Annotated in this window: 8 protein-coding genes and 2 riboswitches; of the genes, 4 read left to right on the plus strand and 4 right to left on the minus strand. The window is 61.5% G+C overall.

All coding sequences use genetic code 11. The features are described 5' to 3' along the window. Position 1: 1 nt before the first annotated feature. Both cobN and cobW read right to left on the minus strand, forming a co-directional pair. Positions 2 to 3,778, minus strand: a complete 3,777-nt coding sequence (cobN, locus tag H8F22_RS11500) for a cobaltochelatase subunit CobN (protein WP_194940172.1) — start codon at positions 3,776 to 3,778, stop codon at positions 2 to 4. Positions 3,779 to 3,781: 3 nt separating this feature from the next. Beyond that, positions 3,782 to 4,843, minus strand: coding sequence for a cobalamin biosynthesis protein CobW (cobW, locus tag H8F22_RS11505; protein WP_194940173.1), 1,062 nt, complete (start codon positions 4,841 to 4,843; stop codon positions 3,782 to 3,784). A gap of 100 nt (positions 4,844 to 4,943) precedes the next feature. Beyond that, positions 4,944 to 5,155: riboswitch (cobalamin riboswitch) on the minus strand. Between the two features lie 114 nt (positions 5,156 to 5,269). Then, positions 5,270 to 5,497: riboswitch (cobalamin riboswitch) on the plus strand. Positions 5,498 to 5,617: 120 nt separating this feature from the next. Here cobW and H8F22_RS11510 point away from each other — a divergent pair. The 4 genes from H8F22_RS11510 (at position 5,618) to cobM (ending at position 7,778) form a co-directional block, all read left to right on the plus strand. After that, positions 5,618 to 5,821, plus strand: coding sequence for a CbtB domain-containing protein (locus H8F22_RS11510; protein ID WP_027923770.1), 204 nt, complete (start codon positions 5,618 to 5,620; stop codon positions 5,819 to 5,821). A gap of 11 nt (positions 5,822 to 5,832) precedes the next feature. Next, on the plus strand, positions 5,833 to 6,540 hold the full coding sequence (locus H8F22_RS11515) for a CbtA family protein (RefSeq protein ID WP_027923769.1): 708 nt from the start codon (positions 5,833 to 5,835) through the stop codon (positions 6,538 to 6,540). Then, positions 6,537 to 6,950, plus strand: a complete 414-nt coding sequence (locus H8F22_RS11520; protein ID WP_027923768.1) for a cobalamin biosynthesis protein — start codon at positions 6,537 to 6,539, stop codon at positions 6,948 to 6,950. The genes H8F22_RS11515 and H8F22_RS11520 overlap by 4 nt, the downstream gene beginning before the upstream one ends. Before the next feature lie 81 nt (positions 6,951 to 7,031). Continuing rightward, positions 7,032 to 7,778: a precorrin-4 C(11)-methyltransferase gene (gene cobM / locus H8F22_RS11525; protein WP_027923767.1), complete on the plus strand. Its 747-nt coding sequence runs from the start codon at positions 7,032 to 7,034 to the stop codon at positions 7,776 to 7,778. Positions 7,779 to 7,875: 97 nt separating this feature from the next. On the opposite strand, the gene nfuA is transcribed toward cobM, so the two are convergent. After that, complete coding sequence (gene nfuA, locus H8F22_RS11530; protein ID WP_007946504.1) at positions 7,876 to 8,460, minus strand: Fe-S biogenesis protein NfuA; 585 nt, start codon at positions 8,458 to 8,460, stop codon at positions 7,876 to 7,878. 215 nt (positions 8,461 to 8,675) lie between these two features. Next, on the minus strand, positions 8,676 to 10,973 hold the full coding sequence (locus H8F22_RS11535) for a fatty acid cis/trans isomerase (protein ID WP_027923766.1): 2,298 nt from the start codon (positions 10,971 to 10,973) through the stop codon (positions 8,676 to 8,678). Positions 10,974 to 11,058: the final 85 nt, after the last annotated feature.

Raw genomic sequence — 11,058 nt, forward strand, 5'->3', positions numbered from 1 at the left:
CTCATGAATCTTCTTCTATATCCAGCAGCAGGTTTTCCAGGGCCTCGCGGTACTCGCCCGGCTCCTTCCACATCCCCCGCTGCTGCGCTTCCAGCATCCGTTCGGTCATGTCGCGCAAGGCATGCGGATTGTGCTCGCGAACAAACTCGCGCGTCGCCGAGTCGAGCAAATAGGCATCAGCCAGCAACGCGTACTGGTGATCGTCAATCAGCTGCGTCGTCGCGTCGAAGGCAAACAGGTTATCGACCGTCGCCGCCAGTTCAAACGCGCCTTTGTAGCCGTGACGCTTGACCCCGTCGATCCACTTTGGATTGGCCGCCCGGGAGCGGATCACCCGGTTCAGTTCTTCTTTCAAGGTGCGGATCTTCGGCAGATCCGGCTGACTGTGATCGCCGTGGTAACTGGCCGCTGTTTCACCGCTAAGGCTTTCCACGGCAGCAAGCATGCCGCCCTGGAACTGGTAATAGTCGTTGGAATCGAGCAAGTCGTGCTCACGGTTGTCCTGGTTTTGCAGCACCGCTTGCACCTGACTCAAGCGCTGGGCGAATTGTTCGCGGGCGGCGGTGCCTTCGTCGGAACCGCCATAAGCATAGCCGCCCCAATTCAGGTAAACCTCGGCCAGGTCTTCACGGCTTTGCCACAGGCGCCCGTCGATGGCGCCCTGCACACCGGCGCCGTAGGCACCGGGCTTGGCACCAAAAATTCGCCAACCGGCCTGACGGTTCGCGGCGTCTTCATCCAGGCCCGATTGCATCAGTGCTTCACGCTCGGCACGCACTTTGGCGGCCAAGGGGTTGAGGTCGTCGGGTTCATCCAGCGCTGCGACCGCTTGCACCGCCGCATCGAACAGACGGATCAGGTTGGCAAACGCATCGCGAAAGAACCCGGAAACACGCAGGGTCACGTCCACACGCGGACGGTCGAGCAAGCTCAGCGGCAGGATTTCGAAATCGTCGACCCGCTGACTGCCTGTGGCCCAGACCGGGCGCACGCCCATCAGCGCCATGGCCTGGGCGATGTCGTCGCCGCCGGTGCGCATGGTCGCGGTGCCCCACACTGACAGGCCGAGCTGGCGCAGGTGATCGCCATGGTCTTGCAGGTGTCGTTCGAGGATCAGGTTGGCGGACTGGAAACCGATGCGCCACGCAGTGGTGGTGGGCAGGTTGCGCACGTCCACCGAATAGAAATTGCGCCCGGTTGGCAGCACGTCCAGGCGACCGCGACTGGGTGCGCCGCTCGGGCCGGCGGGGACGAAGCGGCCGTTCAAGGCGTCGAGCAGACCGCGCATTTCGGCTGGGCCGCAGGCGTCAAGGCGTGGGGCGACGACTTCGCACAAGTTGTCGAGGATGGCGTGCACTTCCGCCCAACCCGGCTCACTCCTACAAGGTCCGGGTTCGGTCGACAACGTTTGGGTAATGAGTTGAGCGGCGAACAATTCCAGGCGTTCACGGGTATCCCCCGCCGTGCGCCAGGCTTCATCGGTGAGGGTTTGCAGTTCAATGGGACGCGGCCCGCTCCAAGGCTCGGCCAGCGCACAATCCAGCGGATCGAACCCCAACTCGAACGCCTTGGCCAATGCCCGCAGCAAACTCGATTGCGCGCCACGCCCATCGCCACGCGGAATCCGCAGCAAAGCCAGCAAGGTGTCGATGCGCAACCGCCCTGTCGGTGATTCACCAAAGATGTGCAAGCCATCGCGAATCTGCGACTCCTTCAAATCGCACAAATACGTGTCCAGTCGCGGCAACCAGATCGCCGCGTCGGCATCGCTGTCGAGTTTTTCGTCCAGTTGCAGCTCACGATCAATGTGCGTGTCGCGCACCAGTTGCAGGATGTCGCGCTGCAATTCACGGGCGCGGCGCGGATCGAGCAGTTGCGCTTCGTAATACTCATCGGCCAGCAGCTCAAGGTTGCGCAGTGGGCCGTAGGTTTCAGCGCGCGTCAGCGGCGGCATCAGGTGGTCGATGATCACCGCTTGGGTGCGGCGCTTGGCCTGCGCGCCCTCGCCCGGATCGTTGACGATAAACGGGTAGATGTTCGGCAGCGGCCCGAGCAACGCATCCGGCCAGCAGCTTTCCGAGAGCCCGACGCCTTTGCCCGGCAACCATTCGAGGTTGCCGTGTTTGCCGACGTGGATCACACCGTGGGCGCCATAGGTGTTGCGCAGCCAGAAGTAGAACGCCAGATAACCGTGGGGCGGCACCAGGTCCGGGTCGTGATAGACCGCGCTCGGGTCCACCTGATAGCCGCGCGCCGGTTGAATGCCGACGAAGGTCAGGCCAAAACGCAGGCCGGCAATCATCATCCGTTCGCCACGGTACATCGGGTCGTTTTCGGGGGTGCCCCAGCGCTCCAGCACGGCCTGGCGATTGGCCTCGGGCAAGGCGTCGAACATCCGCTGGTATTCGTCCAGCGCGAGGCTTTGATGACACGGACGCTGGTCGAGCGTGTCAAGGTCGTTGCTGACGCCGCCAAGCAATTGCTGGATCAACGCGGTGCCACTGTCCGGTAATTCGGCCGGCAACGGATAACCTTCTTGATGCAGCGCACGCAGGATGTTCAACGCGGCGGCTGGCGTGTCGAGGCCGACACCATTACCGATTCGCCCATCGCGGGTCGGGTAGTTGGCGAGAATCAGGGCGATGCGTTTTTCGCGGTTCGGCACCCGCGCCAGATCGATCCAGCGCCGCGCCAGTTCAGCGACGAAATCCATGCGTTCCGGTTGCGGTCGATAACACACCACGTCCGACTGACTGCGCTCGCTGCGCCACGCCAGGTCCTTGAAGCTGATCGGGCGGCTGATGATCCGACCGTCCAGTTCCGGCAGCGCGATGTGCATCGCCAGGTCGCGCGGGCCTAGGCCCTGCTCGCTGGCGCGCCAACCGGGTTCGTTGTCCTGGGCGCATATCGCCTGGATCACCGGGATGTTGCGGCGAAACGGTCGCAGATGCGGCGCTTCGGGGCTGGATTGGGCAAAACCGGTGGTGTTCAGAATCACCCCCGCCTCGACTTCATCCAGCCAATCCTCGACCACCGTCAGGCAGCCGGGCTCTTTCAAACTGGCCACGGCCATCGGCAAAGGGTTTAACCCGGCCGCTTGCAAACGCTGGCAGAAAACATCGATGAAAGCGGTATTGGCCGCTTGCAAATGCGAGCGGTAAAACAGCACTGCCGCCACCGGTTGATCGGCTTGCCAGTCGGCCTGCCAATCCTTCAGTTCAGCCGGACTTTTGTGCGGGTGGTAAATCGCTGTGCGCGGCAGGACTTGCGGCTCGGCCCACGCGTAATCGCGGTCCAGCCAGCGAGTGGCGAGGCAGCGGAAAAAGTCCAGGGCATTGCCCATGCCGCCCTGACGCAAAAACTGCCAGAGCCGATCACGGTCGCAGGCCTCGACGGTACTGAGGTCGCTCAGTTCCGGGTCCGGACGATCATCGCCGGGCACCAGAATCAGCTGCACGCCTCGCTCGGACAATTGCACCAGCCGCTCGACGCCATAACGCCAGTAGGCAATGCCGCCGTGCAGCGAGATCAGGATCACCTTGGCGTGGCGCAGCACTTCATCGACATACAAATCGACCGAGGCGTGATTCTGCACCTGCATCGGGTTGGCCAAACGTACGCTCGGGTAGTCGTCGGGCAGTTGCTGCGCGGCTTCGGCCAGCAGCGCCAGGCTGGAATCGCCGCTGCACAGGATCACCAGCTCGGCGGGGGTTTGTCCGAGGTCGGCGATGTTGTCATCCGACACAAAACCGCCGGGCTGGGTCCTGAGCAGGTGCATGGCTTAAACGCTGAGCGCAGCGCGCAATTGCGCTTCGAGTTCGGCGGCGTCCAATTCCTGGCCGATCAGCACCAGGCGCGTGGTGCGTCCTTCCTCGACTCCCCACTGGCGGTCGAAGTGCTTGTCGAAACGTGTGCCCACGCCCTGAATCAGCAAGCGCATTGGTTTGTTCGGGATTGCCGCGAAACCTTTGATACGCAGGATGCCGTGCTTGACCACCAGTTGCGTCAGGGCGTCCATCAGCAGGCTTTCGTCGGCTTGCGGCAGCTCAATGGAGATCGAGTCGAACGCGTCGTGGTCGTGATCATCTTCACCTTCGTGGTGATGATCGTGGTGACTGTGACGGCTGTCGATGTGCTCTTCGGAGCCCGCGCCGAGGCCGATCAACACGTCCAGTGGCAGGCGACCACTGCTGGCTTCGATGACTTTCACTGCAGGCGGCAGTTCTTCGGCGACTTCGAGGCGCACGCGTGCCAGGTCTTCAGGGCTGATCAGGTCGGCCTTGTTGAGGATCACCAGGTCGGCGCTGGCCAGTTGGTCGGCGAACAGTTCGTGCAGCGGCGATTCGTGGTCCAGGTTCGGGTCGAGTTTGCGCTGGGCATCCACTTGATCCGGGAACGCGGCGAAGGTGCCGGCGGCCACGGCCGGGCTATCGACCACGGTGATCACTGCGTCAACGGTGCAGGCGCTGCGGATTTCTGGCCACTGGAAGGCCTGGACCAGCGGCTTTGGCAGGGCCAGGCCCGAGGTTTCGATGAGGATGTGATCGAGGTCGCCGCGACGGGCCACCAGTTCGCGCATCACCGGGAAGAATTCTTCCTGGACGGTGCAACACAGGCAGCCGTTGGCCAGTTCGTAGACGCGACCGTTGGCTTCTTCTTCGGTGCAGCCGATGGAGCACTGCTTGAGGATTTCGCCGTCGATGCCCAGCTCGCCGAACTCGTTGACGATCACCGCAATGCGACGGCCTTGGGCGTTGTCGAGCATGTGCCGCAGCAAGGTGGTTTTGCCCGAGCCGAGGAAGCCGGTAACGATGGTGACGGGGAGTTTGGCCAGTGTTTTCATCGGATGCCCTTTGGCAAGGTGGCGGGCATACGGGACGACGACCGCAGCAGCACACGCTGCGCGGAAGATTTCGCCACCGGATCACCCCGCCCGGTTGAAAGTCAGAATCTGTGTCGAGGCAGGTCTCCTGGCTGACGGCTGGCCAGTCGTTTGACTGGCGGTTTCTGCGCCTTCCCGCTCGCGCCATGGCTGGCGCATGCAGTGGCATGGCAGAAACTGAACCGTTCACAGTTGCGGGGGCAGCCGCGGCATTGACCGCGTTCCCTTCTTAGCTTCGGCAAACGCCGAAGAACCTCGAAAGCGCAAGGCTACGCATCGCGCTGGGGCGGGTCAATGTCTTGTGGCGGCCATTAGGACGCTATGGCGTCGACACGGTCCCAAGTTGAGAACCCTTGCCAATTGACGCGAATCCCCCGCCCATGCTCTCCTACGCATCTTGTTACGGGTGCCCTTCACAGGGTGAAACGGGAAACCGGTGAATCATGTGCTTTACTCAAAGCCATGTCAGTCCGGTGCTGCCCCCGCAACGGTAAGCGAGCGAAGCATCAAATCCACTGTGCCAGCAGTTCGGCATGGGAAGGTGATGCTTGCAGGTCAAGGCGAAAGCCTGCGCCCCTCGTGAGCCCGGAGACCGGCCCGCAACACCCAGTGACCGTTACGGTCACTGAACAACAAACCCGCGGTGGGCGGGCGCTGTTTGAACGTCTGCGTGCCCGGCTCGCAGGGGTTTTCCATGCGCTCTATTCACCCGCTGACAGACCAGAGGGATGCGCCATGTCGATCATCAACAGCACCGCCAGCAACGCCGATAAGAGCACCGCCAGCACCACGTCTACCCTGACCCAACGCCTGACTGCCGCCATCTGCGCGTCGATCCTGGGCGCGTGCCTGGTGTATTTCGCCGGTTTCTCGCACATCGAAGCGGTGCACAACGCTGCACACGATACCCGTCACAGCTCTGCGTTCCCGTGCCATTGAGAGCTCTCGACATGATCAAGCGTATTGCGCAAACCGCAGGGTTTACCGGGCTGCTGGCCGCCCTGCTGCTGACCTTGCTGCAAAGCTTCTGGGTCGCACCGCTGATTCTTCAAGCGGAAACCTACGAGAAAGCCGAGCCCGCAGTGGTTCAACCCCATGAACACGCCGAAGGCGCCATGGCCGCGCACACCCACGACGCCGAAGCCTGGGAGCCGGAAGACGGCTGGCAGCGCGTGCTGTCGACCACTGGCGGCAATCTGGTGGTGGCCGTTGGTTTCGCCCTGATGCTCGCCGGCCTCTACACCCTGCGTGCACCGACTAAAACGTCTCAAGGCCTGCTCTGGGGTCTGGCCGGTTATGCAACGTTTGTCCTCGCACCGACCCTGGGCCTGCCGCCTGAACTGCCGGGCACCGTTGCGGCGGATCTGGCGCAACGGCAGATCTGGTGGATCGGCACTGCTGCTTCAACCGCTGTCGGTATCGCGCTGATTGTGTTCAGCCGTCACTGGCTGATGAAAGTGCTGGGCGTGGCGATTCTGGCCGTTCCGCACGTGATTGGCGCGCCACAACCGGAAGTGCATTCGATGCTCGCGCCGCAAGCCCTGGAAGCTCAATTCAACATCGCTTCGCAGTTGACCAACGTAGCGTTCTGGCTGGCCCTGGGCCTGATCAGCGCCTGGTTGTTCCGCCGCAAAAGCGATGGCCAATACCACGCATGACTGATGCCAGCACAGCGCCGACGCTAGTGGTCGGCCTGGGCTGCCAGCGCGGCTGCCCCGCGAGCACGCTGCGGGCATTGCTGGATCAGGCGCTACAGGCTCATCAAATCGGGCTTCATGAGATAAAGGCACTCGCCAGCATTGACCTGAAGCGCGATGAGCCTGGCCTGATCGAACTCGCGGAACAACTCGCACTGCCGTTGATGTTCTTCAGCAGTGAACAATTGGCTGGATATCACACCAGCCTCAGCCATCGTTCCGACATCGCGTTCGAACGCACCGGCTGCTACGGCGTAGCGGAAAGTGCCGCCCTGGCACTGGCCGAACAGCTGGCTCAGGCTCCGGTAAAACTGCTGATCTGCCGACAAAAATACGCGCAAGCAACCCTGGCATTGGCCGGCGCTGCGTAAAATCCCCGATAATCGCGCATTCGATCATGAGCAATCTTCATCTGAAGCGTTGCCCGGCCTCTTTTTTCACAGGAAACGACGATGACCGTCTACTTCATTGGCGCGGGTCCCGGCGACCCGGAACTGATCACGGTCAAAGGCCAACGGCTGATTCGCAGCTGCCCGGTGATCATCTATGCCGGCTCACTCGTGCCGGCAGCCGTGCTGGAAGGCCATCGCGCCGAACAGGTGGTCAACAGCGCTGAATTGCACCTGGAGCAGATCATTGATCTGATCAAAACCGCCCACGCCAACGGTCAGGACGTGGCGCGGGTGCATTCCGGCGATCCGAGCCTGTATGGCGCGATTGGCGAGCAGATTCGCTACCTGCGTGAACTCGACATTCCGTTTGAAATCATTCCTGGCGTGACGGCGACCGCGGCGTGTGCAGCGCTTTTAGGGGCTGAACTGACCTTGCCGGACATCTCGCAAAGCGTGATTCTGACCCGCTATGCCGACAAGACCGCCATGCCGCCGGGCGAGGAACTGGGCAGCCTGGCGCAGCATGGGGCGACCATGGCCATTCATTTGGGCGTGAATCATCTGGAGAAAATCCTCGCTGAGCTGCTGCCGCATTACGGCGCGGACTGCCCGATTGCGGTGATCCACCGGGCGACGTGGCCGGATCAGGATTGGGTGGTGGGAACGCTTGAGGACATTGCCGGGAAGGTCGAGGCCAAAGGGTTTCGGCGCACGGCGTTGATTCTGGTGGGACGGGTGTTGGGGAGTGATCAGTTCAGCGAGTCGTCGCTGTATCGTGCGGGGCATGCGCATCTCTATCGCCCATAGGGCCCCATCGCGAGCAAGCTCGCGATGGGGCCACTGAATTTCACCCATAAAAAAACGGCGCTCACGGGGCGCCGTTTTTCATGTCGCAGCGAACACCTTAGTAGTAGGCGTTTTCTTTCTGCGTGTGGTCAGTCACGTCACGCACACCCTTGAGCTCAGGAATACGCTCAAGCAACGTGCGCTCGATGCCTTCTTTCAGGGTCACGTCCGCCTGGCCGCAGCCCTGGCAACCGCCACCGAATTTCAGCACGGCAATGCCGTCTTCAACGACATCGATCAGGCTGACCTGACCGCCGTGGCTCGCCAGCCCCGGGTTGATTTCGGTTTGCAGGTAGTAATTGATGCGCTCATTGACCGGGCTGTCGGCGTTGACCATCGGTACTTTGGCGTTTGGCGCCTTGATGGTCAGCTGGCCGCCCATGCGGTCAGTGGCGTAGTCGACCACCGCATCGTCCAGGAAGGCTTCGCTGAACGAGTCAATGTAAGCGGTGAAGCTTTTGAGCCCCAGCGCCGTGTCTTCAGGTTTTTCTTCGCCCGGCTTGCAGTAGGCAATGCAGGTTTCGGCGTACTGGGTGCCAGGCTGGGTGATAAAGACGCGGATGCCGATGCCCGGGGTGTTCTGCTTGGAGAGCAGGTCAGCCAGGTAATCGTGGGCGGCGTCGGTAATGGTTATAGCGGTCATGGAAACTCCTCGCAGGCTTGGGCGCAGTTTACGCCAATCAACGCGCCGCACAAAGTCCTAGTATTTTTGTCGGGAAAGATTCCGACGATCCCCTGATCCCTGATCCCCTGTGGGAGCGAGCTTGCTCGCGATAGCGTCCTGACAGTCAGCATAAATGTTGATTGATCCGACGCCATCGCGAGCAAGCTCGCTCCCACAGGGGGTGTCGCGGTGAGTCAGAGGTTTTGGTAGCGGTTCATGTCCAGCACACCCTCTTCCACCGGATCGGTCTCGTGGACATAGCGACTCAGGTCGTGGAAATAGAACCAGAATTGCGGATGACTGCGGCGAATTCCCCAACGTTCGACGATTTTCTCGAAGCCGTCATCGTCCTTGGCGTTTTCCATTGCATCGACGAACGCCGGCACCTGGTCGGCCGGGATGTTGAAGATGAAATTCGGGTAACTGCTGAGTACGCCCGGGAAAATCGTCAATGTGTCCAGCCCCGGCTGGTAGCGCAACGATTCACCCAACAGGAACGCCACGTTGCTGTGCGCACGGTTGCGCAGCAGGCTGTAGACCTCGCGCTTGCCGCTCGTCGTTTCGATGCGCAACATCGTCGCTTCCGGCAACTGGTCGATGACCTTCAAGCCCGCCGCCGGCCTCGATGTCAGGCGACTCAAGGCCTGTTCGGCGCCCTGCAAGGCCGGGTCGATGTTCGGTCGCGAGCAATAGGCGCCGTCGCAGCGGTTGATCGGGTCGGGGGTGGCATTGAGCTCGCCGTAACGGACCAGCAACTGTTGGGCGAAGTCGCGCTTGGGGTCCTTCTCGTCGAGTTTCAACGCAGTGGGTTTGTCGTCATCGATGGACTCATAGTCCAGCCACATCTTGAACTTGCCGCTGTTCTGGTACCAATCGTCAAGGTAGGCGTCCCGGGAGTCCGCCGGCATCAGACGCAGGAAGTTCTGCTCGGCGCCGTTACGGATCAGGTCGAAGTACAAACGGGTCTGGGCCTGGTGAGAAACGTTGCCGAACACGTCGAAGTTCACCGCCAATTGATAGTAGGTACGCTCCAGCAACGGGAAGTCGAACAGCCACATCGTTTGCGGCACATCGCCGATCAGGCCTTTGTTCACCGATGCACTGTCAAAGTGCCGGAAGATGCTCAACAGCGCGTTGTCATTCCCCGCCCACAAGGCCGACCAGCTCGGTGCCGGTACATCGGCGTAGCTGTCCCGACGCAGTGCTTCGTACTCGTTACGCTTGTCGCGGTAGTCATGCCACAGGCTCAAGACACTGCCGACATCATCGTTTTGGCCAGGCATGGCCAGCAACGGCGTCGCCTGGCCGCGGTAGTTGGGATCGATGATATAGAGGTCGTGTTCAGGGGCCTGGAACAGCGCCCAGAAGTTATCGCGGATCACGTCCGTGGCGATCTGGCCACGGCAGACCGGGCCACGAATAAAGGTGCGCACGAAGTATTCGGCGTTATCCAGCATGAACTGGTAGCGCGCCTGCGCCGGGATCGCCTCGAAGGTAGCGAACGGATTGGCCCGCCGTTCAGGTCCGTAACCTGGCGAGGCGTTGACCTGCCAGTCGCCGCTATAGAACAGGCTTTTGACCCGCGCCATCTTCGCCGCACTCAGCGGGTAGGTGATGTGGGTCTTTTGCACAATCACGCCCTGCACCGGCCACAGGCGGTAAAACACCTGAGTGCCCGGGTCGTCATTCGGGCGCCGGGTGTTGATCAGGTCAATCGGCTGGCCGGTGGGCGTGCGCGAACGCACCCACTGGAAGAAATGCCCGGGTTCGCCGTCCTTGAAGTAGATATGCGCAAGAAACCAGTGCTCGAACAACCAGCGCGCCACCAGGCTTTGCCGGGAGCCGGGCGCGTTGAGCAGGTTTTCCCATTGCACCACCTCCTGTGCTTCTTTTGCGCTTGGCACCAGCCCCACCTCATCGATCGGCGCACCCGACGCCAGCCAGCGCTGCAACGTCTGATATTGCTGATCGGTCAGGCCGGTGACCGCCAGCGGCATGCCCTCTTTGGGATGGGAACTGGCGTAATTGTCGAACTCTGCGGGCGTGGCGCACATGTTTTCCCGGTTCAGACCGAGAACGATGTCTTGCGGTAATTTGATGTTGGGTTGCAATGGGGTTTTGTGGCCCAGTTCCAGCATCCGTGCCATCAACGCGGCCTGACTGCCCTGGGCGTCAAGCATCGGATAGAAGCCCTTCTGCTGCCAGGCGTGCTTGCCGAACGCGTCGTAAAACAGCCGCGTCGGTGCCGCAGCGGTACTGCGGTCGCCGTCGTAGACCGTGACTTTCGTGGCGCCCCGCGCCGCCCCTTCGCCACTGCCCAGGTTGAGCTGGCAGGGGGCATCGTTGCACGCATGGCAGGCGACGCACTTTTCGGTAAAGATCGGTTGGATGTCGCGGCTGTAGGAAATCGCAGAGGACATGGCCGGACCTTGCGCCGCGGCGCCCCAGCTTAAAAGCAGCATGAAAATGCTGGTGATGACGCGATACGACATATCCCTGGTCCCAATCATGAAAAATCGCGGCGATTCTACCGGTCAGATACCCATACCAACATGAACGATATTCATGCAAAACCGG

The sequence above is a fragment of the Pseudomonas mucoides genome (genome assembly GCF_015461845.1).
Taxonomy (GTDB): domain Bacteria; phylum Pseudomonadota; class Gammaproteobacteria; order Pseudomonadales; family Pseudomonadaceae; genus Aquipseudomonas; species Aquipseudomonas mucoides.